Genomic DNA, 23182 nt, shown 5'->3' with positions numbered 1-23182 from the left:
GCCCGCCCCCCCCCCCCCCCCCCCCCCCCCGCCGCCGCCGCGCCCCCCCCCCCCCCCCCCCCCCCCCCTCACTCGTGCTCGTTGCTAGTGGGGCACGCCCAGGACTGCGGCGATCTCGGCCTTGAGGGCTTCGACGCTGGCGCGGGCGCGTTCGCGGGCGCCGGGGAGGTCGCCGCCGACGTCCTCGCGGACCTCGAGGTACGCCTTGAGCTTCGGCTCGGTGCCGCTGGGGCGGCAGACGACCCGGGCGTTCGCGGTGGTGACGGTGACGACGTCCGCGTCGGGCAGCCGGTCGAGGTACTCGGTGACCGGCTCGTCCAGGAGCGAGGTGGGCGGGTGGGCGCGCAGGCGCTTCATGCACGCGCCGATCTCGCTGAGGTCCTCGACGCGGACGGAGAGCTGCCCGGTCTCGTATACGCCGAACTCCTCGGCGAGCTCGTCGAGGCGGTCCTGCAGGGTCGCCATGCGGGCGGCCTGGCCGGCCGCGATCTCGCTGACGATCAGGGACGCGGAGATGCCGTCCTTGTCGCGCAGGAACTCCGGCGCGACGCAGTAGCCGAGGGCCTCCTCGAACGCGAACGCCAGGTCGGCGCTGGTGCGGGCCAGCCACTTGAAGCCGGTGAGGGTCTCCATGTAGCCGAAGCCGCGCTTCTCGCACATCGCCTTGAGCTGCGTGGTGGACACGATCGTGGTCGCGTAGGTGCCCTTGCGGCCCTTGCGCATCCAGTGGTCGGCGAGGAGCACGCCCACTTCGTTGCCGCTGAGCTGGCGCCAGGTGCCGTCGCCGACCGGGACGGCGACCGAGCAGCGGTCGGCGTCCGGGTCGAGGGCGAGCGCCACGTCGGCGCCCTCCTCGATCGCGAGGGCCGTGAGCAGGTCGATCGCGCCGGGCTCCTCCGGGTTGGGGAACGCCACCGTGGGGAAGTCCGCGTCGGGGTCGGCCTGGCGGGCGACCAGGGTGGGGGCCGGGAACCCGGCGCGTTCCATGGCGCGGACCAAGGTGGCGCCGCCGACGCCGTGCATCGGGGTGGCGACGGACGCGAGCCGCTTGGGGTCGTCGGGGTCGACGACGGAGGCGACGGCGCTAAGGTAGTCGTCCACGATGGTCTCGTCGAGGGTCTCGCCCTCGTCGCCGAGGGGGATCTCCGAGAGCGGGCCGAGCGCTTCGATCGCGGCCTCGATCTCGGTGTCGGCCGGCGGGACGATCTGGGCACCCGCGCCGAGGTCTCCGCCGAGCTCGCGGCCGAGGTACACCTTGTAGCCGTTGTCCTGCGGCGGGTTGTGGCTGGCGGTGACCTGCACGGCCGCAGCCGCGCCGAGCTTGGTGACGGCGTAGGCGGTCACGGGGGTCGGGAGCGGCCCGGGCATGACGAGGGCGCGGCGGCCGGAGCCGGTGACGACGCGCGCGGTCTCGGCGGCGAAGTCGCGGCTGCCGTGGCGGGCGTCGTACCCGATCACGACGGGCCCGCTGGCGCCCTTACCGTCGAGCCAGTTCGCGAGGCCGGCGGCGGCGGCGCGCACGACGGCGAGGTTCATGCCGTTCGGCCCGGCGCGCAGCGGCCCGCGCAGGCCCGCGGTGCCGAACTTGAGGCGCCCGGCGAAGCGGTCGGCGAGTTCGGGGCCCGCCGAGGGGAGGCCGTCGAGCAGCCGGTACAGCTCGTCGCGGGAGGTCTTGTCAGGGTCGTCGGTGATCCACTGCAGCACGTCGGCGCGCAGCGCATCCAGGTTGGTCGTCTCCTCCGTCATGCGGAAATCGTCGCATATCCGCATGACGGGAGGCCGCTGTTGTGGACGGTGTGGCCTCAGCCGGTCGCGAACGACGCCACAGCCTCGTCGTACACCTGCTGTGATAGGTCCCATGCGGCGGCGTCGCCGGAGATGAACACCCCGTAGGAGGTGCCGTCGCCGGCGTCGACGAGCGCCCAGATCGAGTGCCGGTCGGCGCCGTCGTCGAGGTTCGTACCGGTGTACTCCAGGACGGTGCCGTCCATGCCGCCGAACGAGGCCGCCTCGAGCTGCACCTGGTCGAGGTCCTCCATGGAGTCGGGCAGCCCCTCCCAGTAGTCGGTGAGGTACGCCTCGGTGCTGTCGGCCCCGTGGTCGAAACCGGAGTAGAACCGCACCCACTGGGTCTCGTCGTCGGGGTTGTAGTACACCGCGTAGTGCTCGCCCGCTTCACCTTCGGCCCAGGTCGCGGGGTAGTTCGCGGTGAACCCCTCGCCTTCGTGCGCCGCGGTCTCGAACGCGGGACCCTCGCCGCCCTCGGACTCGCCGCCTTCGCTAGCGGGGTCCTCGGCGGCGCTGTCGGAAGCGCCCGGCTCCTCGCCGCCGCTGCTGGTGTCACCCAGGAGCAGCTTGTAACCGCCCCACACGAGGACGAGCGCCAGCAGCACGCACACGGCGATGACCGAAGTGGACTTCCACACGTTCCCGGTCGGCTCCGGCTCAGGATCCCGCTCCCGGACGTTCGGGCGCGCGCCGGTGCGCGGCGGCGAGACGTCCTGGTAAGCCCCCTGCCGCTGGAGCGGCGGCGACTGCTGCGGAATCCCGCCGGTGCCCAGCGGCCCGGCGAGCAGCGCCTGCAGCTCCTGGCGGACCTGCGGCAGCGGCGCCCGCTGCTGCGGGTCCTTCGCGAGCATCCCGCCGATGAGCGGCGTGAGCGGCCCCGCGTGGCGCGGGTTCTCCGGCGGCTCCTGCACGACCGCGCGCATGGTCGAGACGGCGTCCCCCCGGTCGAACGGCGGCCGCCCCTCGACGGCCGCGTACAAGGTCACGCCGAGACTGAACACGTCGCTCGCCGGCTCGGCCGGATGCCCGACCGCCCGCTCCGGCGCGATGTAATGCGCCGAACCCAGCACCTTCCCCGGCGTCGTCCCACCCGACACCTGGTGCTGCTGGGCCGCACCGAAGTCCGAGAGCACGCACCGGCCGTCGGTGGAGATGAGGACGTTCCCGGGCTTGATGTCGCGGTGGATGATCCCCGCGTCGTGCGCGGCCTGGAGCGCCCCGACGAGCGCGAGCCCGATCTTCGCGGCGACACGCGGCGCGAGCGGCCCGTCCTGCGTGAGGATCTCCGCGAGACTGCGCGCCTGCAGCAGCTCCATGACGATCCACGGCAGGCCAGCGTGCTCGACCACGTCGAAGATGCGGATGATCGACGGATGCGACAGCGCCGCCGCGATCTGCGCCTCGCGCCGGGACCGTTCGATGAGCTGCACGCGCTCGGGCGCGGGCAGGTCCGGCGGCAGGAACACCTCTTTCAGCGCCACCTCGCGGCGCAGCACCATGTCCTGGGCGCGCCACACGGACCCGTTGCCGCCCTTGCCGACAAGGTCCACCAGCTGGTAGCGGTCGGCCACGAGGTCCCCGGGCCCGGCCCGGTTCCCCGTCCCCGTGGGAGGGACGCGGGGGCGCTGGCCCTGGCCGCCGACGGCGAAGCTCTGGCCGAGGTTCCCGTAGTTGCCGTACGAGGAGCTGTGCCGGGAGGTGGAGTCCCCGTACGAGTCGCCGCCGTACGCGTCCCGGTTGAACCCCGGGTTCGACTGGCCGTAGCCCGGCTCCGACGGCCCGAGGCCCGGGTTCGACTGGCCGTACGGCTCCCGTCCCGGGTCCGGGCGGGAGCCCTGCGCCGGGCGGTACGGGTCGGGCCCGGCGCCGCGCGGGCCGGCCGCGCCGAAGGAGGGACGCGGATCACCCCCGCCGCGCCCGGAACCGTAGGATGCACCGGAGAACCCCTGTGACTCTTGGGGTTCGGGGGAGTACCGAGGGGACGGTACCGCGCCGGGGCGGGGGTCCTCATATGCGCCGGGACCACCGCGACCGTAGTCAGATGAGTACGTCATTCGGCCACTCCTCGCGAGGGATCCCCACTAGTCTGCCGTGTCGGGGCCGACCGGTCGGTACCGGGTTTCCGTAACCGGTCGCGAACGGCGTCGTAAGGGGCGGGCGGCCCCGGAAGCGGCATTACAAAATTACGGCTCGCAAGCGTCGCCGGGACCGTGCCGCCGGGACCGGGGCGGACCTTCCCGAAGACGCAGTTCAACCCCTAGGATGGCAGCCATGCAGTCGTCACCGCAAGGCCGCGACGGGATCGAGATCCGGCCCGTCTACGGACCCGACGACGCCGCGAAGGACCTCCCGGAGCGACTCGGCGAACCCGGGTCCTTCCCCTACACGCGCGGCGTCCACCCCTCCATGTACACCTCCAAGCCCTGGACCATGCGCCAGTACGCGGGCTTCGCCACCGCCGCGGAGTCCAACCGCCGCTACCGCGACCTCCTCGAAGCCGGCACCACCGGCCTCTCCGTCGCCTTCGACCTGCCCACCCAGATGGGCTACGACTCCGACGCCCCCGAAGCGGCCGGCGAGGTCGGCAAAGTCGGCGTCGCCGTCGACTCCCTCGCCGACATGCGCGTCCTCTTCGGCGGCATCCCCCTCGACGAGGTCTCCACCTCGATGACCATCAACGCCCCCGCCGCGGTCCTCCTCCTGCTCTACCAGCTCGTCGCCGAAGAGCAGGGCGCCGACCCCGCGAAACTGCGCGGCACCATCCAGAACGACATCCTCAAGGAGTACATCGCGCGCGGCACCTACATCTTCCCGCCCGCGCCCTCGCTCCGCCTCGTCGCCGACACCTTCGCCTACTGCGCCGCCGAACTCCCCGCCTGGAACACCATCTCCATCTCCGGCTACCACATGGCCGAAGCCGGAGCCACCCCCGCGCAGGAGCTCGCCTTCACCCTCGCCGACGGCATCGAGTACGTCAACTGCGCCATCGACGCCGGCCTCGACGTCGACGCCGTCGCCCCCCGCCTCTCCTTCTTCTTCGTCGCCCGCTCCACCCTCCTCACCGAGGTCGCCAAGTTCCGCGCCGCCCGCCGCATGTGGGCCCACATCATGCGCGACCGCTTCGGCGCCAAGGACCCCCGCTCCATGAAGCTCCGCTTCCACACCCAGACCGCCGGCGTCGAACTCACCGCCCAGCAGCCCGAAGTGAACCTCGCCCGCGTCACCGTGCAGGCCCTCGCCGCCGTCCTCGGCGGCACCCAGTCCCTCCACACCAACGCCTACGACGAGGCCATCGCCCTCCCCACCGACGCCTCCGCCCGCCTCGCCCTGCGCACCCAGCAGGTCATCGCCGGCGAGACCGACCTCACCGACACCGTCGACCCCTTCGCCGGCTCCTACGCCGTCGAAGCCCTCACCGACGCCGTCGAAGCCGAGGCCCTGCGCCTCATCGACGCCGTCTTCGCCCACGGCTCCGCCGTCGAGGCCATCGAAGCGGGCTTCCAGAAGAGCGAGATCGAACGCAGCGCCTACGAGACCGCCAAACGCATCGACTCCGGCGAGCAGACCGTCGTCGGCGTCAACGCCTACACCCTCACCGGCGCCGAAGCCCCCTACCAGCCGCTCCGCGTCGACCCCGCGATCGAGGCCGCCCAAGTCGCCCGCCTCGCCGCCCACCGCGCCTCCCGCGACGCCGCCGCCCTCGACGCCGCCCTCACCGCCGTCAAGGACGCCGCCGCCGGCACCGCCAACGTCCTCTACCCCCTCAAGACCGCACTCGCCGCCGGCGCCACCGTCGGCGAAGTCTGCACCGCGCTCGCCGCCGAATGGGGACGGTACGTACCGACCGACAATTGGTGACCGCTTCGTCACTTTCGGGGAAGCGCACAATGGGTCTGTCGCCGAAAACGGGGCACGGGGAAACACTTGCGCGCGGACGCGTCATACCGGCTTGCGCGTCCCTGTTCCGAATGAAAACCGGATCTCGGCCGTAACTTATCGGCCCGGCAAGCGTTATGCCTCATGACAGCGGGTACGGCTCTAGAGGCGTGACCGTTCGTCGCGCAACCGTCACCACTGGCGCGGGGACCAGCAGGACGATGGCCGGATGTCGCAAATCACGGCGCTGGCCGCAACGGAGCGCGATCGGATTAAGCTTGCCCGATCGCCCTCCATTGGCTGTGATCCTCGAACGCGAATTGCGAGGCGCGAAGGAATGTTTACGCTCACTGCGGAGAAAGTCGTCGAGATGGGTATCGCCACAAAGTCCAATGAGCCGCTGCCGGGTGCGATCGCGCCCGAATCGTGTCTCGTGGTGCCCGGCGCCCTCCCCTCGTTCGACAGTTCCGGCAACGCCGCTGAGGAGCAGGCCATGTCCATGTCGCTGCCCGAGTTCCTGGACGGCTGGCTGGCCGCCCACGCGGGCGAGGTCATCGCGGCCCGCCGCCACATCCACGCGAACCCGCGCCTCTCCCGCCAGGAGCACGACACCGCGAACTACGTGGCCGCCGCGCTCGCCGACGCCGGCCTCGACCCGCAGATCATCCCCGACGGCACCGGTCTCACCTGCGACATCGGCACGGGCGACCGCGTGATCGCCATCCGCGCCGACATGGACGCGCTGCCGATCCACGACCCGAAGCAGGTCCCGTACCGCTCCACGGTCCCCGGGGTCTGCCACGCGTGCGGGCACGACGCCCACACCGCGATGCTCATGGGCCTGGGCCGCGTCCTCGCCGAGATCGACCGCCTCGAAGGGCTGCCCGGGCGGTTCCGGCTGGTGTTCCAGCCGTCCGAGGAGCAGTTCCCGTCGGGCGCGCCGACCATGATCAAGTACGGGGCGCTGCAGGACGTCGCCGCGATCTTCGCGTTCCACTGCGACCCGCAGTTCCAGTCCGGGAAGATCGCCGTCCGGAACGGGCCCCTGACCGCGGCGTGCGACGTCATGGAGGTCCGCATGTCCGGCCGCGGCGGCCACACTTCCCGCCCGCACCTGACCTCGGATCTCGTCAACGCGATCGGGCGTGTCGTGGTCGACGTGCCCGCGCTCGTCAACCGCCGCCTCGACCCGCGGCAGTCCGTCGCGATCGTGTTCGGCGCGGTGCAGGCGGGCGAGGCCGCGAACGCGATCCCGCAGGAGGCCCTCGCGCGCGCCACCGTCAGGGTGCACGGCCGCGAGACCTGGGACATGATCCCCGACCTCGTGCAGGAGGTGACCCGCTCGGTCGCCCGCGCCTCCGGGGTCGAGTGCGAGATCGACTACCGCCGCGGGGTCCCGCCGGTCGTCAACGACCGCATCGCCTCCGCGATGTTCGCCGGCGCCACCGCCGCCGCGCTCGGCGACGAGGCCGTCGCCGAAGCCCCGATGTCCATGGGCGGCGAGGACTTCGCGTACTACCTCGAGCAGGTCCCCGGCGCGATGGCCCGCCTCGGCGTCGGCCGGCCCGGCGAGCGGCTCGACATCCACCAGGGCAACTTCGACATCGACGAGACCGCTCTCGCCCACGGCATCCGCGTCATGACCCACACCGTCCTCGCCGCCGCCGCGAGCCCGGCCTTCTAAAGCAGCACAGCACGATCGGGGAGTCGCGAAGCGACTCCCCGATCGTCATCTCCAAGAATGTGAACGGAGTGTCCAGGCAAATCGGACACCCAGGGAACCCCCGATATCAACGCTACGCGCAGGGTCCGACACGCGGCCCGTCCCGCGAAACGTGAACGGAGCGTCCCGGCAAATCGGACATCCGCAGCGCCCCCGAATCCGAGACTACGGGCAAGGTACGACACACCGCTCGACCAGCGGTGCAGCCCGAAGCAGACCGCAGATGCAGCAGTCGGACTGGTGGACCACCTGCTAGGCAGTCGAATCGGACCGAACCTGCCGGGCCCGGTCACCCAGCGCAGTTCGAGCAGGCCGCGGGTCGAACGATCCTCGGCCGGATCAGCGGGCGAGGTCCGTCTCGGCGGTCGGTCACGGTCGAGCCGGGCCGCGTGAGCAGCCGTCGAACCGGTCGCCGAACGGGCCGGCGCCGAACTGCTCGACGGCCGTGGGCGATGAGGTGCACGCCGTCGACCGGCCGGCCCTCCTGGGCCAGCTGCTCGCCGGACCGGACCTCGGCCGCCTGCGCAGCCGTCAGACCCGATCGCTCATTCGGCGGTGGGCCGCTTCCGGAGGGTCTCGACGTAGTCCTGCGGGGCGCCTGCGGCCTCGGCCGCCTGCATGATCTCGTCGAGGTACCACTGGCTCGGCAGCCCGCCCTCGAAGCCCTCGAAGACGTACAGCCACACCTGGCGGTTCGCCTCCAGCGTCGCCGCCTGGGTGTGCATCTTCCGGTACAGCCCCGAGTTCAGCCCCTCGAGCTCGTCCAGGACCTGCCGGTCCGCCGGGTCGAGGTCGTAGAGCGCCACGAACACCCGCTCGCCCGGCGACTCCACCACCGTCGCGACGGCGGTCTCCGAGCCCAGGTCGGCGTTGCCGAACGTCAGGCGCCAGCCTTCCAGCCAGCCGGTACCCACCAGCGGCGACCGCGGGCACGTGGCGCGCATTCGGGCAGGGTCGAGATTCGAGCCATACGCGGCATAGAGATGCACGACTCGAAGATACCCTTAAACCTGCCCGCACTGAAGCATCCCGAACACCGAAAGGCGCACCGTGGCACGAGTAGCGATCATCGGCGGAGGCCCGGCCGGGTATGAAGCCGCCCTCGTGGCGGCCCAACTCGGCGCCGACGTCACCCTCATCGAGGCCACCGGACCGGGCGGCGCCTGCGTCCTCTCCGACTGCGTCCCTTCCAAGACCTTCATCGCCGCCTCCTCCGTCCTCACCGAGATCCACGAGTCGAGCGAGCTCGGCGTCGCCACCCTCGAGGCCACCGCCGACCCCGTCGCCGTCAACGGCCGCGTCCGGCGGCTCGCCGCCCAGCAGTCCGCCGACATCGCCCAGAAGCTCGCCGGCGTCGGTGTCGACATCGTCCACGGCCGCGGCGCGCTGCGGGTCGACAAGGGCTACAACTACGTCCACGAGCTCCACATCGTCCCCACCGAGGGCGAGCCGTACGAGGCCGACGCCGATGTCGTCCTCATCGCCACCGGCGCCACCCCGCGCACCCTCACCTCCGCCCCCGTGGACGGCGAGCGCATCCTCACCTGGCGCCAGCTGTACGACCTGAAGGAACTCCCCGAGCACCTCATCGTCGTCGGCTCCGGTGTGACCGGCGCCGAGTTCGCCTCCGCCTACCTCGCGATGGGCTCGCACGTCACCCTCATCTCCTCCCGCGACCGCGTCATGCCCCACGAGGACGCCGAGGCCGCCGAGACCGTCGGGCGCGTCTTCGTCCGCCGCGGCATGGACGTCCGCAACCACTCCCGCGCCGCCGCGGCCCGCCGCACCGACGACGGCGTCGAGGTCGAACTCGACGACGGCACCGTCATCGAAGGCACCCACGCGCTCATCTGCGTCGGCTCCATCCCCAACTCCGACAACCTCGGCCTCCACGCCTACGGCATCACCGTCGACGAGCGCGGCTTCATCCCCGTCGACAAGGTCTCCCGCACCAACGTCCCCGGCGTGTACGCGGCCGGCGACGTGACCGGCGTCCACGCCCTCGCCTCGGTCGCCGCCATGCAGGGCCGCATCGCCATCTGGCACGCCCTCGGCGAAGCCGTGCGCCCCATCAAACTCGCCCACGTCGCCGCCAACGTCTTCACCGACCCCGAACTCGCCTCGGTCGGCGTCACCCAGGCCGACGTCGACTCCGGCAAGGTCGACTGCCGCGGCGTCCTCCTCCCGTTCGCGTCCAACCCGCGCGCCAAGATGGTCGACCGCACCGAAGGCTTCGTGAAGCTCTTCGCCTGGAACTCCTCCGGGATCGTCGCTGGCGGCGTCGTCGTCGGCTCCCGCGCCTCCGAACTCATCACCCCGATCGCCCTGGCCGTCGAGCAGCGGCTCACCGTCGAGCAGGTCGCCCGGACGTTCACGATCTACCCGTCGCTGTCGGGCTCGGTCGCCGAGGCCGCCCGCCAGCTCATGGAGTTCTGACGCAGCAGCGAAGGAGGGCCCGCGGCGCGATGCCGCGGGCCCTCCCTCGTCGTGTGTGCGCTACTTGAAGGCCTCGACCCGCAGGTGGCGGATCAGGTGCACGTCGGTAGAGGCGCCAGTGGAGGAGGAGAGCCCGAACTTGAAGGTCTCGGGCAGCGCGTCGGGGACCTCGGCCTCCAGGACCCGGGTCCAGCCGCCGCCGTTCTGGAAGTCGATGTCCACGGTGACCGAAGCGTGGTCGCCCTCGGGCACGACCTTGAGCTTCACCGTGCGCTTGGCGTCGGCGAGCGTCTCGGCGCGCAGGCTCGCGGGGAAGTCGGTGCCGAAGATGTCCCCGCCCGGGTAGGAGCCGATCTTCTCGTCGGTGGCCGTCGTGGCGAGCAGGCAGTACCCGTCGTGGCCCTGGCCGGGACCGCGGAGCGCGACGTTGTCCGGGGCGCGGTTGGTCTCGATCCGCAGGTGCGCGGGGGCCTCGTCGCCGCCCTCGCAGCCGTCGCCGCGGCCCTCGGTGTCGGCCGAGAAGTTGCCCCAGGCGTCGAGGCCGAGACCCAGGTAGCCGCCGTCGACGCCTTCGTCGGACATCCCGTTCGCCTCGATCTGGGCGTAGCCGAGGCTGCCGCCGAACGCGCCGGTCTCGGCCAGGTTCGTGTCGCCGTCCACGAGGAAGAACGCGATGCCGTCGGCGGCCGAGCCGCCGTACTGGTACTGCGAGAACGTCACCTCGATGCCGTGCTTCGACGGCAGCGCCTTGTTGTAGACGACGCCGCCGGTGTCGTACTCGCCGGCGTCGGTCAACTGCAGGTAGCCGGGCTGCTTCCCCGAGGCCGGGACGGGGCCCGTGGCCTGGTCGGAGCAGGCGTCGAACGCGTCCTCCCCGACGAGTTCGGTCGCCGCCGTCAGGCAGGCGTTGAGCGAGGCGAAGTTCTCGTCGGCCACCTCGGCGCCGGTGAAGTCCTCGCTCACCAGGAGGACCTTCGCCTCCGGGGCCTGGGAGTGCGCGGCGCCGGGGGCCGCGGCGAGCGTAGCGGCGATCATCATCGAACCCGCTCCGAACATGGCAGTGCGTTTCACAGGTGCTCCTTCGATACCGATGCGGAGCGCCGGCCCGCTCGGCCGCGCCCACGTGGTCAGCGGCCCCGTTCACCGCGACCGACTACAGAGCGAAGCTATATGAGAACCCCCATCGCGGTCCGCCATTCCCGGCAACTGTGGACGGTCCACAAGCGCAGATAAAGGGCGGCCGATGACCCAACCGCCCTACTCACATTCCGCTCCCGCCTCCGACTCCCGGCTCCTGGCTCCTGGCTTCCGGTTCTCGCTCAGGCGTCCCTGCGGCGCATCACCAGCCAGGCCGCGACCAGCGCCGCCACCGTCCACAACACCAAGATCAGGATCCCCTCCCAGGGCCCGTAATCCCGCCCGAACTGCGGATCGCCCGGCCGCGTCAAATGCATGACCACCAGCCCCACCTGATCGGGCAGGTATTGCGCCACCGGCTTGATCGCCTCGATGTTCCCCAAACCCTGCCCCGAGAGGAACAAGATCGGCAGCAGCACCGAAAGCGTGACCACCGTGCTGCGCAGCATCACCGCGAGCGCCGCCGTGAAGACGCTCAGCAGCGTCAGGTGGATCCAACCGCCCAGCAGGGACTCGATCGTCCACCACGCCGTCAACGGCGCCGCCCCGTCACCGATCACCACCCTCACCAGCCCGAACACCGCCAGCTCCACCACCAGCGCCACCGCGGCCACCGTGAGACCCACCGCCGTCATCTTCGCCGCGAACAGCCGGCCCCGCGACGGCACCGCCGCCAGCGACGCCCGGATCGTCCCCGTCGAGAACTCCGCGCCCACCGTCGCCACCGCGAACGTCACGAGCACCAGCTGCGCCGTCAGCAGCCCGAAGAACACCGGCAGCAGCGCATCGGTCCTCGGACCGCCCGCATTGAACCCGTTCGCGACCACCCAGCCCAACCCGAGCGCCACGAACGCGAACAGCCCCAACGACACCACCGTCGACCGCACCGAACGGATCTTCACCCACTCCGCCGAGGCCGCCCGCACGAAACCGCTCACCGCACACCCTCCGAACCGCTCCGGAACTCCACCGACGCACCCGTCAACCGCATGAACGCCTCCTCCAGGCTCGCCCCGCTCCCGTCCGACCCCGAATGCGCGGCGATGAACGCCTCCGTGGACGTGTCCGCCAGCAGCCGGCCCCGCCCGATCACCACCAGGTGCTCCGCCGTCAACGCCATCTCCGACATGAGATGACTCGACACCAGCACCGTCCGGCCCTCCGCCGCCAGCCCCTTCATCAGACGCCGGATCCACACCACCCCTTCAGGATCGAGCCCGTTCACCGGCTCGTCCAGAATGAGCACCCCCGGATCGCCCAGCAGCGCCGCCGCCACACCGAGACGCTGCTTCATCCCCAGCGACAGCGTCTTCGCGCGCTTCCGCGCCACCCCCGCCATCCCGGTGGCCTCCAAGACCTCCCCGATCCGCCGCTCCCCGATCCCGTTCGTCCGCGCCAGCCACCGCAGATGCTCGCGCACACTCCGCGTCGGATGCAGGTCCCCGGCGTCCATCAGCGCCCCGACCGCCGTGAGCGGCCGCTCGAAGGACGCGTACGGCCGCCCGTTCACCGTCGCCTGCCCGCCCGTAGGCCGGTCGAGGCCGAGGATGAGCCGGATCGTCGTGGACTTCCCCGCGCCGTTCGGCCCCAGGAAACCGGTGACGCGGCCCGGCTCCACCGTGAATGACAGGTCGTCGACGGCCACGCCGCCGCGATACCGCTTCGTCAGATTTCGTACTTCGATCACATTGCCACCGTAAGAAACCGGGCACGCCGCCGACAGTCCCCGAAGGTCGCTCCCCCTCGCGACGAAAGTGAACCGGCACCCCGCGGCACCGATGCGTACCCTGGCCGTATGAAAGGTCTGCTCACGGCCATCGCCATCGTCCTGGCCGAGTTCACCCTGCTCGCCGCCCTCCCCGCCGGCCCGATCCCCGCCGGCATCCTCGCGATCCTCGCCGCCGCCGTCGTCGTCGCCCTCTGGCAGCGCCACCGCAGCTCCATGCGCGAACAAGAGGTCGCGGTCGAACGCGAACGGCTCCGCCTCGCCCGCGACATGCACGACCGCATCGGCCGCCGCCTCGGCCTCGCCGCCGTTCAAGTCGCCGCCCTCGAAGTCCGCGAGACCGACATCGAACGACGCGCCGAAGCCCGCCAGGTCGGCGACACCGTGCGCGCCGCCGTCGAAGACCTCCACGGCCTCGTATCGCTTCTGCGCACCGGCGCCGAAACCGAGACCCGCTTCGACGCCGCCGAAGCCGCCACCCTCGCTGCCGCCTTCATGGAAGCGGGCGTCCCCGTCGAACTCCGCCACGAAGGCGAACCCGGCCCGCTCCCCGCCATCGCCGCCCGAGCCGCCTACGCGGTACTCGAAGAAGGCCTCGCCAACGCCGCCAAACACGCCCCCGGCGCACCCGTCCGCGCCACCGTCACCTGGGAGACCGACGCCCTCCTCGTCGCGGTCGAAAACCCGCTCCCCGCCACCCCGACCCCCGGCCTCCCCGGTGGACACGGCCTCGCTGGCCTGCGCGAACGCATCGATGCCGCCGGCGGACTCCTCGACCACCGCACCCACGCCGACCGCTTCAGACTCAGCGCCATGCTCCCGCTCCCCACCACCCGCCCCCGACTCCCGCGAACCGCCCGCGCCGCCGCCGTCGGCACCGTCGTCCTGCTCCTCGTCCTCCTCCCGCTCACCTCGATCGCCGGGGTGCAGGGCGCATGACGCGCGTCGTGATCGCCGACGACGAACCGCTCGTCGTCGAAGGCGTGCGAACGGTCCTGGAAGCGGCGGGCATCGCGATCGCCGGCACCGCCCACAACGGACGCGACGCATTGGCGGCCATCGAGCGCTGCCGCCCGGAGGTCGCACTGGTGGACCTGCACATGCCGGGCCTGGGCGGCCTCGCGGTGGTCGAGCGGCTGGACGCGGTGTCGCCGGGCACGCGGGCGCTGGTGCTGACCTCGTTCGGGGATCAGGAGAACGTGCTCGCGGCGGTGGAGCGGGGCGCGGCGGGATTCGTGCTGAAGACCTGCGCGCCTGAGGAACTGGTGACGGCGGTGCGCGCGGTCGCGGCGGGGGAGGCGTACCTGTCGCCGGTGGTGACGCGGATGGTGCTGGGCCTGGTGGCCCCGGAATCGGTTCCGCGGCGGCGCGACGCGGTGGAGCGCGTCGCGCGCCTGGCCGCGCGTGAGCGCGAGGTCCTGGACGCGGTGGCCGAGGGCCTATCGAACGCGGAGATCGCGGGCCGTGTCCACATGAGCGAAGCGACCGTGAAGACCTATGTGAGCCGAGTGCTCGCCAAACTCGGCTGCACCAACCGGGTCCAGGCCGCAATGCTGGCGAGGGACGCAAGAACCTGACCCCTACTCACCCTGCCCGCCGCCAAGTTATCCACAGGCACTGAACAGCGGATACGCAGCAAATATCACGACTTATCCACAGGCAGGAAAATGCTCCTTGGCAGGCCTTGCCCGACATGTGATTGTTGATAGATAAAAAACGGTTGCTCCGCCGGTGGTGGTGGAAGTGCGGAGTGGCGATCCGGTCCTGGCAGGACTGGCGGCGAATGTGGGAACCCCGGGGGCCGCCCCCGAAGACCGCGCGGGAGTGCACTCCCGCGCGGCTCCTGCCAGGAGACCTCGCGAGGCATACGCGGGCGCATCGGCAAAGACGCCGATGCGCCCGCACCACAACCTCACCCACACACGAGAACAAAAGAGCCGCCCGACGCCGAAGACCACCGCAGGCGCCCGCCAACCGGCGGACGCCCACGGCATCGCTATCAGGGCTGAAAACGCCCCAGGCTTGGCTATCCGATACTTACCAGCTGCTCGGGACCGGCGCGCCTTCCGTGTAGCCGGCGGCGGACTGCACGCCCACGGCCGCGCGCTCGTGGAACTCAGCGAGGTTCGTCGCGCCGGCATAGGTCGCGGCGGACCGCACGCCCGCCACGATCGAGTCGAGGAGGTCCTCCACGCCGGGGCGCTTCTGGTCCAAGTACATCCGGCCGGTCGAGATGCCCTCTTCGAACAGGGCCTTGCGTGCCTGGTCGAACGAGGAGTCGCTCGCGCTGCGGGCCTTGACGGCCCGCGCCGAGGCCATGCCGAAGGACTCCTTGAAGGCCCGGCCGTCGGCGTCGTAGTGCATGTCGCCGGGGGACTCGTGGGTCCCGGCGAACCAGGAGCCGATCATGACGTTCGACGCGCCCGCGGCGAGTGCGAGGGCGACGTCGCGCGGGTGGCGCACGCCGCCGTCGGCCCACACGTGCTTGCCGTGGCGGTGCGCGGTGGCGGAGCATTCGAGGACCGCGGAGAACTGGGGCCGACCGACGCCGGTCATCATGCGGGTCGTGCACATCGCGCCGGGGCCGACGCCGACCTTGATGATGTCGGCGCCCGCGTTGATGAGGTCGGTCGCGCCTTCGGCGGTGACGACGTTGCCCGCGGCGATCGGCAGGTTCGGGGCGGCGTCGCGCACGAGCTTGAGCGCGTCGAGCATCTTCTCCTGGTGGCCGTGGGCGGTGTCGACGACGATCACGTCGGCGCCGGCTTCGACGAGCGCGGTGGCCTTGCCGGTGACGTCGCCGTTGATGCCGATGGCGACGGCGACGCGGAGCTTCCCGTTCGCGTCCGTGTTGGGCCGGTAGATGGTGTTGCGCAGCGCGCCGGCCCGGGTGAGCACGCCGTGCAGGCGGCCTTCGCCGTCGAGCACGGGCGCGAGCTTGATGTTGGCGTCTTCGAGGATCTTGAACGCCTCGGCGTCGGAGATCCCCATGGGCAGGGTGACGAGCCGGTCGGAGGCGACCTGCTCGAGCTGCGTGAACCGGTCGACGCCGCGGCAGTCGGCCTCGGTGACGACGCCGAGCGGGCGGCGCTCGGAGTCGGTGACGATGACGGCGCCGTGCGCGCGCTTGGGGAAGAGGGCGATCGCCTCGGCCACCGTGGCGGTGGGCGGGAGGGTCAGGGCCGCGTCGCAGTCGAGCGGGCGGGACTTGACGCGGGCGATGACATCGGCGACGACGTCGACGGGGATGTCCTGGGGGATCACCGCGAGGGCGCCGCGGCGGGCGAGGGTCTCGGCCATGCGCCGGCCCGAGACCGCGGTCATGTTGGCCGCGATGATGGGGATGGAGTTCCCGGTGCCGTCGGCGGTCGACAGGTCGACGTCGAGGCGCGAGGCCACGCTCGACCGGTTCGGGACCATGAACACGTCCGCGTAGGTGAGGTCGTGGCCGGGTTGTCCGTCGATGAAGCGCATGGCTGTCCCCCTGTAGGGAGTGGTCGGGTTCCGGACGGAGGATTTCCGCCGCCGGGAACCGTAACCCGATTTCGGTCGGTGAGAGCAGTGCTTGTGGTGTTACGCACAGCACTGACTATTGTCCCTCCGCGAACCGCCGGTTGTAAGTCTGCGATCTGACAGATCCGTTACGAGCCTCAATCGGAGATCTGGCAGATCGGGGCCCCGGCGGCCACGACGTCGCCGATGCCCACCTCGAGCCCTGAGACGGTCCCGGACTTGTGCGCTTCGATGGGCTGCTCCATCTTCATGGCCTCCAGGACCACGATGGTGTCGCCCTTGACGACGGACTGGCCGTCGGTCACGGCGACCTTGACGATGGTGCCCTGCATCGGGGAGGGCAGGCCGTCGCCGCCGATGGCGGGGCCGGAGTCGGCCTTCTTCTTGGGGCCGCGCTTCTTCGGCTTGTTGGAGGCGACGGGGTTGAGGAGCCCGGCGGGAATCGACACTTCGAGGCGCTTGCCGCCGACCTCGACGACGAGGCTGGTGCGCTCCTCGCTGTCCCCGCCCCCCGCGGGGGCCGCTGCGTACGGTTCGAGCGTGTTGTCCCACTCGGTCTCGATCCAGCGGGTGTGGACGGTGAAGTCCTCGGCGAACGCCGGGTCCTCGATCACGGCCCGGTGGAACGGCAGCACGGTGGCGAGGCCTTCGACCTCCATCTCCGCGAGGGCCCGGCGGGAGCGGCGCAGCGCTTCCTCGCGGGTCGAGGCGGTGACGATGACCTTGGCGAGCAGCGAGTCGAAGTTCCCGTCGATGACGGTGCCCTCTTCGATGCCGGTGTCGACGCGGACGCCGGGCCCGGCGGGGAGCCGCAGCTTGGTGACGGCGCCGGGAGCGGGCAGGAACCCGCGGCCGGGGTCTTCGCCGTTGATGCGGAACTCGATGGAGTGGCCGCGCGGCTCGGGGTCCTCGGTGAGCGGGACGGCTTCGCCGGAGGCGATGCGGAACTGCTCGCGCACGAGGTCGAGGCCGCTGGTCTCCTCGGAGACGGGGTGCTCGACCTGGAGGCGCGTGTTCACCTCGAGGAAGGAGATGGTGCCGTCTACGGCGACGAGGAACTCGACGGTGCCGGCGCCGTGGTAGTCGGCTTCCTTGCAGATGGCCTTGGCGGCGCTGTGGATGGTGGCGCGCTGCTCGTCCGTAAGGAAGGGCGCGGGCGCCTCTTCGACGAGTTTCTGGTGGCGGCGCTGGAGGGAGCAGTCGCGGGTGCCGACGACGATGACGTTGCCGTGCGTGTCCGCGAGGACCTGGGCTTCGACGTGGCGGGGCCGGTCGAGGTAGCGCTCGACGAAGCACTCGCCGCGCCCGAAGGCGGCTTCGGCTTCGCGCACGGCGGACTCGAACAGGTCGGGGATCTCGTCGCGGTCGCGGGCGACCTTGAGGCCGCGGCCGCCGCCGCCGAAGGCGGCCTTGATCGCGACGGGGAGGCCGTGTTCGTCGGCGAAGGCGAGGATCTCGCTCGCGTCCTTCACGGGGTCCTTGGTGCCGGGCACCAGGGGCACGTTCGCCTTCATGGCGAGATGGCGGGCGGTGACCTTGTCGCCGAGGTCGCGGATGGACTGCGGGGTGGGGCCGATCCAGGTGAGTCCGGCGTCGATCACGGCCTGCGCGAACTCGGCGTTCTCGGAGAGGAACCCGTACCCGGGGTGGACGGCGTCCGCCTCGGACCGCTGCGCGATCTTCAGCAGCTTGTCGATCCGCAGGTAGGTGTCGGCGGCCGTGAGGCCGTCGAGGGCGAAGGCCTCGTCGGCCAGAAGTGTGTGGGGTGCATCGCGATCGCCGTCGGCGTAGACGGCGACGGACTCGTACCCGGCGTCCCGGCAGGCCCGGATGACTCTCACTGCGATCTCGCCGCGGTTGGCGATCAAAACCTTGCGCACGTTCCGCAGTGTAATGGCCGCATATCGGAGACCGGGGCGACGCCGTCGCCTGGAGCACGGACGAAACGATATAAAGCGCTCAAAGTTTGGAGGGTCTCCATAAGGAGGGTTGTCGATTTTTTCGCATGATCTCCTAAACGGCCGTTCAGGTCGTGTTGAAGCGCAGCGAAGGTTTCAGGAGCGCTGCGTTGACTTCAGCGGATGTTTCAGCGCGCACCGAAGATTGCAGCTGACACGGTGTGTCTGATCGGAGATGGCACCTGGAAGTGCCGAAATCTTGGAGTGACACCTCCGCGCGGCTCCCCCCGCCGTCCCGCCGCCGACTGCTGACGCCGCCAGATCGGATCATTGCCTGCGACAGCACGCACGGCAGCCGCCATCAGCGCAGTGAGCGGCCCTTTTGGACGGCTCCAGCAGCAAGCCGCCAGTGACCTGCGCCATTCCAGTTTGCGTTCGAGCGCGCTCGAAGCCATAGCGTTCCCCGCATGGCACAAACCTGGATCATCACCGGAGCCTCCCGCGGACTCGGCCGCTCGATCGCCGTCGCCGCGCTCGCCGCAGGGGGCAACGTCGTCGCGGCCGCCCGCCGCCCCGACCGCCTCGCCGATCTCACCGCCGCTCACCCCGACCGCCTCGCCGCCGTCACACATGACGCCGCCGACACCACTGCCGCGCCCGCGCTCGCCCAGACCGCACTCGACCGCTTCGGCCGCATCGACGTCCTCGTCAACAACGCCGGCCGCGCCGTCGTCGGCGCCGTCGAAGAGGTCGGCGACCGGCAGCTGCGCGACCTCATGGACCTCCACCTGTTCGGCCCCGCCGCCCTCGTCCGCGCCGCACTCCCGGCCATGCGGGCGCAGCGCTCGGGCACGATCGTCCAGATGAGCAGCCAGGGCGGCCGCATGTCCTTCCCCGGAGTCGCGGCCTACTCCGCGTCCAAATTCGCCCTCGAAGGCTGGTCCGAGTCCCTCGCCGGCGACGTCGCGCCCTTCGGCGTCCGCGTCATGATCGTCGAACCGAGCCGCTTCCGCACCGGCTTCCACGCCGCCCTCGAGTTCGCCGACGGCGCCGACGCCTACATCGACTCCCTCGCTGCCGTCCGCGCCGACATGGCTGGCGTCGACGGCCGCCAGGAAGGCGACCCCGACCGTGCCGCCCGCATCATCGTCGACCTCGCCAGCGGCGACGACGTCCCGCTCCGACTCCCACTGGGCGCCGAGGCCGTCACCCGCCTCTACGCGACCTACCAGCGCGACCTCGACAACATCGAACGCCTCGCGAACCTCGCCCGCAGCGCCGACTTCGACGGCATGGCGCCCTCGGTCCGGCCGGTCTAGATTTGCGCCATGGCCACCGACGAACTGCTGACGAGGGCGCTCGAGTCGCTCGGTGACGACGACCCGGTCTCGGTCGAGGCGATCCTGCGCCTCACCGGCCCGGCCGACGTGCCCGAGTCCTTGACGATCGCCCAGGCCGCCGACCTCCTCGACGTCTCAGCCCACACGCTCCGCTACTACGAACGCGCGGGCCTCGTCGCGGTCTCCCGCGACACCCTCGGCCACCGCGTCTACGACGCCGGCGCCGTCCGCCGCCTGGTCTTCCTCACCCGGATGCGCCTGTCCGGCATGCCGATGCGCGACCTCCAGCACTACATCGCCCTCGTCGACGCGGGCGAGGACACCGTCCCCGAACGCCTCGACATGCTCCTCGAGCACCGCGACACCGTCCGCCGCCGGATCCGCGAACTCACGCTGTCCCTCGCGGCCACCGAGTTCAAGATCGCCACCTACGGCGGCGAGGCGGGCCCCGACGCGATCGAATGAACACGAGCGGGTGAGGGTGTAGTCGCCGTCGCGCAGCACCTCGGCGAGCCGAGCCTCTTGAAGCTCGGTGAGCCGCTGCTGCAGGGCGCTCGACGACATGTCGTCGCAGCGCCGCTGCAGGAGCCGGAAGCCGAGCGGCTCCTTCCCCCAGCTCCCCGATGATGCGCAGCGTCCAGCCGCGCCCGACCAGGCCAAGTGCCGCCGTCAACGATCGTCCCGTGGTGGAACCGCGGACCGGAATTCGAGCCACTCAACCCCACACTGGAGGTCCCATGCCCAAGGGCTACTGGGTCAGCGTCTATCCCCACATCGATGACCCCGAAACGTTTGACGTCTACAACGAACTGGCAGGTCGAGCCGTCAGGGCCGCGGGTGGGCGGGTGCTGGCCGGCATCGGCGGCCGGGTCAACGCACACGAAGCCGGAATCGCCGAGCGCGTCGTCCTGATCGAGTTCGACAGCTTCGAACAGGCGGTCGCGGCACGCGCGAGCGCGGCTTACCAGGAGGCGCTGGCCGAACTCCCCGTGGGCTTCGAGCGCGACTTCCGCATCGTCGAAGGCCTCGACTGACGATCGAGGCTGCGTCGAAGGTTTCAAACCGCGGGTCAGCCTTCACCCCGCTGAATTCTTCAGCGCTCTTCAACCGTCGTCGCCGTTCCTGTCCGCTCCGGTGAGTTCGTCGATGAGGGCCTGGCGGTCCCTGGCGTTGTCGAGGAACCGGTCGCCCTTGATCGCCTCGCGCCAGTAGGCGGCATGCTCGGCGTCGAGTTCGGGGCCGATGACGAGGTCACCGGTCTCCATCCGGGCGGCCGTCTCCTCGCACCATTCGGCGTCGGTGATCCACAGGTCGATCTGGCGCTTCATCATGGCGCGCGCGTGGGCCGGCACGAACGCGCCCTCGTCGCCAGGGACGAAGTCGGGGGTGGTCGCCGCCAGCAGCGCGGTCACCTGCTCGATGCGGGAGAACAGCACTTCGGCGCGCTGGTGCAGGAGCGCGATGTTCTCGGCGGGGGTGAGGACCTGCGCGAAGGACCAGGCGGTGCTGAACGGGTCCTCACCGCCGGCGACGTCCCACAGCTTCTCCCGCAGGGTCCGCTGGAACTCGGCCTCGCCCCTGGCGGTGATCTGGTAGGTCGTGCGCGCCGGGCGCGCGTCCACCGATTCGGTCGCGACGACCTCGAGCTGGCCGTCGGCCGTGAGCTTCTTGAGCGCGTGGTAGATCGAGCCGGCGCCGATCTCGGCCTTGCCGGGCATTCGCCACGTGTCCAGCTCCCGGCGCACCAGGTAGCCGTGGACGGGACCGAGCCACCGGACGAGGCCGAGGACGAGAAGACGCGTACTCCACATGCCTGAATATTATACCTTTGACTAATCTCACGATTTCACTTATACCTGGTTGTGCCCTTCGCAACCCCATGGTTATAGTCAACTTTGAACAAGGAACAGGAACATCGTTCAACCCACCCGTGAGGTACCCATGCTCATCGAGACCAAGGGGCTGAAGAAGACCTTCAAGTCCCGCGGCAAGGAGGTCGAGGCCGTCCGCGGCGTCGACCTCGCCGTCAAGGAAGGCGAGGTCTTCGGCCTCCTCGGCCCCAACGGCGCCGGCAAGACCACCACGATGCGGATGCTCAGCACCCTCATCGAACCCACTGACGGCCACGCCGTCGTCTGCGGCCACGACCTGGCCAAGCAGTCAGCGGCAGTGCGCCGCGACATCGGCTACGTCGGCCAGGAAGGCGGCACCTGGGGCGAGGTCACCGCCCGCGAGGAACTGGTCATGCAGGGCCGCCTCTACGGCATGTCGAAGAAGACCGCGCTGGCCCGCGCCGTCGAGGTCCTCGAGGCGTTCCAGCTCGGCGAGTACGCCGACCGCAACGTCAAGACGTACTCGGGCGGCCAGAAGCGCCGCCTTGACATCGCGCTCGGCATCATGCACCAGCCGAAGCTGCTCTTCCTCGACGAGCCCACCACCGGCCTCGACCCGCAGTCGCGCGCCCACATGTGGGACGAGGTGCGGGGCCTGCGCGAGCGCGGCACCGCGATCTTCCTGACCACGCACTACCTCGATGAGGCCGACGCCCTGTGCGACCGGCTCGCGATCATCGACCACGGCGAGATCGTCGCCGAGGGCACGCCGCTGGAGCTCAAGAAGGAGGTCGCCGGCGACGTCGTCCTCATCGGCGTGGCCGACCAGGCCGCCGAGGCCCGGACTCTCCTGGGCGACAAGGCCTTCGTGCGCGAGGCCGAGGCGGGCGCCCCCGACCCGGCCACCGGCGTCGCGCTCCTGCGCCTCTACGTGGACGACGGCGCGGCGGCCCTCCCCGAGCTGCTGCGCGCCCTCGACACCGCGCACATCGCCCCCGCGTCCATCGAGCTGCACCGGCCCAGCCTCGACGACGTGTTCTTGAAGCAGACCGGCCGCTCGCTGCGGGAGGAGCACTGACATGAAGACCCTGCTCGACACCTGGCTCGTGTACTCGCGCGCCATGAAGCTCAACCTGAAGCAGCCGGTGTGGCTGGTGGTCATGCTGATCCAGCCGCTGTACTTCCTGATCTTCTTCGCGCCGCTGCTCAACGGCCTCGACGGGGCCCCGGGCTTCGAGGCCGGCGCCATGGAGACGTTCGTGCCCGGCCTCATCATCATGATGGCGCTGTTCGGTTCCACGTTCGTCGGCTTCAGCCTCATCGCGGAGCTGCGTGCGGGCGTCATCGAACGCATGCGCGTGACCCCGGTCAGCCGCGCGGCGCTCCTCATCGGGCGGACGTTCGCCACGGTGACGACCACGCTCTTCCAGGCGCTCCTCCTGGTGGTCCTGGCCGCCCCGATCGGCGGCCTGACGATCTACTGGCCGGGCGTGTTCCTCATGCTCGGGATCATCGTCCTGACCTCGTTCATGCTCGGCGCGCTCTCCTACGGCGTGGCGATCGTCCTGAAGAGCGAGGACACGCTCGCGCCGGTCCTCAACACGTTCGTGCAGCCGATCATGCTGCTCTCGGGCATCATGCTGCCGATGGCGCTGGCTCCGGCCTGGCTCCAGAACGTGGCGGATTTCAACCCGTTCTACTACGCGGTCGAGGCGGCCCGGTCCCTGTTCGAAGGGGACATGGGCGCCAATGCCATCTGGCAGGCCGCCGTCTACATCGGCGGGCTCGCGATCGTGCTGGTGTGGTGGGCGACCAGGAAGTTCGCCCGCGCCGTCGCTTAGACCCTGAAGGAAACCAGGGAAACCGGAACCGCCGCGGGCCGTGAGCCCGCGGCGGTTTACTCACTCTTTCGA

19 protein-coding genes are annotated in these 23182 nt (G+C 70.7%); 10 read left to right on the top strand and 9 right to left on the bottom strand.

Annotated features, from left to right (window positions below):
- Positions 1-84 precede the first annotated feature (84 nt).
- Together O2L52_RS10680 and O2L52_RS10675 are read right to left on the bottom strand one after the other, a co-directional pair.
- Positions 85-1746 carry a phospho-sugar mutase gene (locus O2L52_RS10680; protein WP_270115371.1) on the bottom strand — a complete coding sequence of 554 codons (1662 nt, stop codon included), beginning with the start codon at positions 1744-1746 and terminating at the stop codon, positions 85-87.
- A 56-nt stretch (positions 1747-1802) separates the two neighbouring features.
- On the bottom strand, positions 1803-3842 hold the full coding sequence (locus O2L52_RS10675; protein ID WP_270115370.1) for a protein kinase domain-containing protein: 2040 nt from the start codon (positions 3840-3842) through the stop codon (positions 1803-1805).
- A 217-nt stretch (positions 3843-4059) separates the two neighbouring features.
- Between O2L52_RS10675 and O2L52_RS10670 the strand changes: the two genes are divergently transcribed.
- A complete protein-coding gene (locus tag O2L52_RS10670) occupies positions 4060-5646 on the top strand; it encodes an acyl-CoA mutase large subunit family protein (protein WP_270115369.1) in 1587 nt (528 codons plus the stop codon).
- Positions 5647-6034: 388 nt separating this feature from the next.
- Positions 6035-7348 (top strand): amidohydrolase, encoded by a 1314-nt coding sequence (locus O2L52_RS10665; RefSeq protein ID WP_270115368.1) that lies wholly within the window; start codon positions 6035-6037, stop codon positions 7346-7348.
- A gap of 584 nt (positions 7349-7932) precedes the next feature.
- On the opposite strand, the gene O2L52_RS10660 is transcribed toward O2L52_RS10665, so the two are convergent.
- The gene (locus O2L52_RS10660) at positions 7933-8376 is read right to left on the bottom strand and encodes a gamma-glutamylcyclotransferase family protein (protein ID WP_270115367.1); all 444 of its coding nucleotides are present in this window, start codon (positions 8374-8376) and stop codon (positions 7933-7935) included.
- A gap of 61 nt (positions 8377-8437) precedes the next feature.
- Here O2L52_RS10660 and O2L52_RS10655 point away from each other — a divergent pair, with 61 nt between their 5' ends.
- Positions 8438-9823, top strand: coding sequence for an NAD(P)H-quinone dehydrogenase (locus O2L52_RS10655; RefSeq protein WP_270115366.1), 1386 nt, complete (start codon positions 8438-8440; stop codon positions 9821-9823).
- 60 nt (positions 9824-9883) lie between these two features.
- On the opposite strand, the gene O2L52_RS10650 is transcribed toward O2L52_RS10655, so the two are convergent.
- The 3 genes from O2L52_RS10650 to O2L52_RS10640 all read right to left on the bottom strand — a co-directional run bounded on the left by O2L52_RS10650 (position 9884) and on the right by O2L52_RS10640 (position 12647).
- Positions 9884-10894 (bottom strand): L-type lectin family protein, encoded by a 1011-nt coding sequence (locus O2L52_RS10650; RefSeq protein WP_270115365.1) that lies wholly within the window; start codon positions 10892-10894, stop codon positions 9884-9886.
- 248 nt (positions 10895-11142) lie between these two features.
- Entirely contained in the window at positions 11143-11898 is a 756-nt protein-coding gene (locus O2L52_RS10645) for an ABC-2 transporter permease (protein WP_270115364.1), read from the bottom strand.
- Complete coding sequence (locus O2L52_RS10640; RefSeq protein ID WP_270115363.1) at positions 11895-12647, bottom strand: ABC transporter ATP-binding protein; 753 nt, start codon at positions 12645-12647, stop codon at positions 11895-11897. Before O2L52_RS10640 ends, O2L52_RS10645 begins: the two co-directional genes overlap by 4 nt.
- A 108-nt stretch (positions 12648-12755) precedes the next feature.
- Between O2L52_RS10640 and O2L52_RS10635 the strand changes: the two genes are divergently transcribed.
- Both O2L52_RS10635 and O2L52_RS10630 read left to right on the top strand, forming a co-directional pair.
- Positions 12756-13625, top strand: a complete 870-nt coding sequence (locus O2L52_RS10635; RefSeq protein ID WP_270115362.1) for a sensor histidine kinase — start codon at positions 12756-12758, stop codon at positions 13623-13625.
- On the top strand, positions 13622-14263 hold the full coding sequence (locus tag O2L52_RS10630; RefSeq protein WP_270115361.1) for a response regulator: 642 nt from the start codon (positions 13622-13624) through the stop codon (positions 14261-14263). Before O2L52_RS10635 ends, O2L52_RS10630 begins: the two co-directional genes overlap by 4 nt.
- Before the next feature lie 460 nt (positions 14264-14723).
- Here the strand turns inward: O2L52_RS10630 and O2L52_RS10625 are convergent, their stop codons facing one another.
- Entirely contained in the window at positions 14724-16160 is a 1437-nt protein-coding gene (locus O2L52_RS10625; protein ID WP_270115360.1) for a GuaB1 family IMP dehydrogenase-related protein, read from the bottom strand.
- Positions 16161-16336: 176 nt separating this feature from the next.
- Complete coding sequence (locus O2L52_RS10620) at positions 16337-18079, bottom strand: acetyl/propionyl/methylcrotonyl-CoA carboxylase subunit alpha (protein ID WP_270115359.1); 1743 nt, start codon at positions 18077-18079, stop codon at positions 16337-16339.
- Positions 18080-18564: 485 nt separating this feature from the next.
- On the opposite strand from O2L52_RS10620, the gene O2L52_RS10615 reads away from it, so the two are divergent.
- The 3 genes from O2L52_RS10615 to O2L52_RS10605 all read left to right on the top strand — a co-directional run bounded on the left by O2L52_RS10615 (position 18565) and on the right by O2L52_RS10605 (position 20471).
- A complete protein-coding gene (locus O2L52_RS10615) occupies positions 18565-19416 on the top strand; it encodes an SDR family NAD(P)-dependent oxidoreductase (RefSeq protein WP_270115358.1) in 852 nt (283 codons plus the stop codon).
- A 9-nt stretch (positions 19417-19425) separates the two neighbouring features.
- Complete coding sequence (locus O2L52_RS10610; protein ID WP_270115357.1) at positions 19426-19902, top strand: MerR family transcriptional regulator; 477 nt, start codon at positions 19426-19428, stop codon at positions 19900-19902.
- Between the two features lie 272 nt (positions 19903-20174).
- Positions 20175-20471: a DUF1330 domain-containing protein gene (locus tag O2L52_RS10605; protein ID WP_270115356.1), complete on the top strand. Its 297-nt coding sequence runs from the start codon at positions 20175-20177 to the stop codon at positions 20469-20471.
- Between the two features lie 69 nt (positions 20472-20540).
- Here O2L52_RS10605 and O2L52_RS10600 read toward each other — a convergent pair whose 3' ends face one another.
- Positions 20541-21248, bottom strand: a complete 708-nt coding sequence (locus O2L52_RS10600) for a PadR family transcriptional regulator (RefSeq protein WP_270115355.1) — start codon at positions 21246-21248, stop codon at positions 20541-20543.
- 130 nt (positions 21249-21378) lie between these two features.
- On the opposite strand from O2L52_RS10600, the gene O2L52_RS10595 reads away from it, so the two are divergent.
- Positions 21379-22347 (top strand): ATP-binding cassette domain-containing protein, encoded by a 969-nt coding sequence (locus tag O2L52_RS10595; protein WP_270115354.1) that lies wholly within the window; start codon positions 21379-21381, stop codon positions 22345-22347.
- A gap of 1 nt (position 22348) precedes the next feature.
- Positions 22349-23110 (top strand): ABC transporter permease, encoded by a 762-nt coding sequence (locus O2L52_RS10590; protein ID WP_270115353.1) that lies wholly within the window; start codon positions 22349-22351, stop codon positions 23108-23110.
- Positions 23111-23182 lie beyond the last annotated feature (72 nt).

This window comes from Glycomyces algeriensis (assembly GCF_027622855.1).
Taxonomy (GTDB): Bacteria; Actinomycetota; Actinomycetes; order Mycobacteriales; family Micromonosporaceae; genus Glycomyces; species Glycomyces algeriensis.
This window is presented reverse-complemented; position numbering and strand designations above follow the sequence as displayed.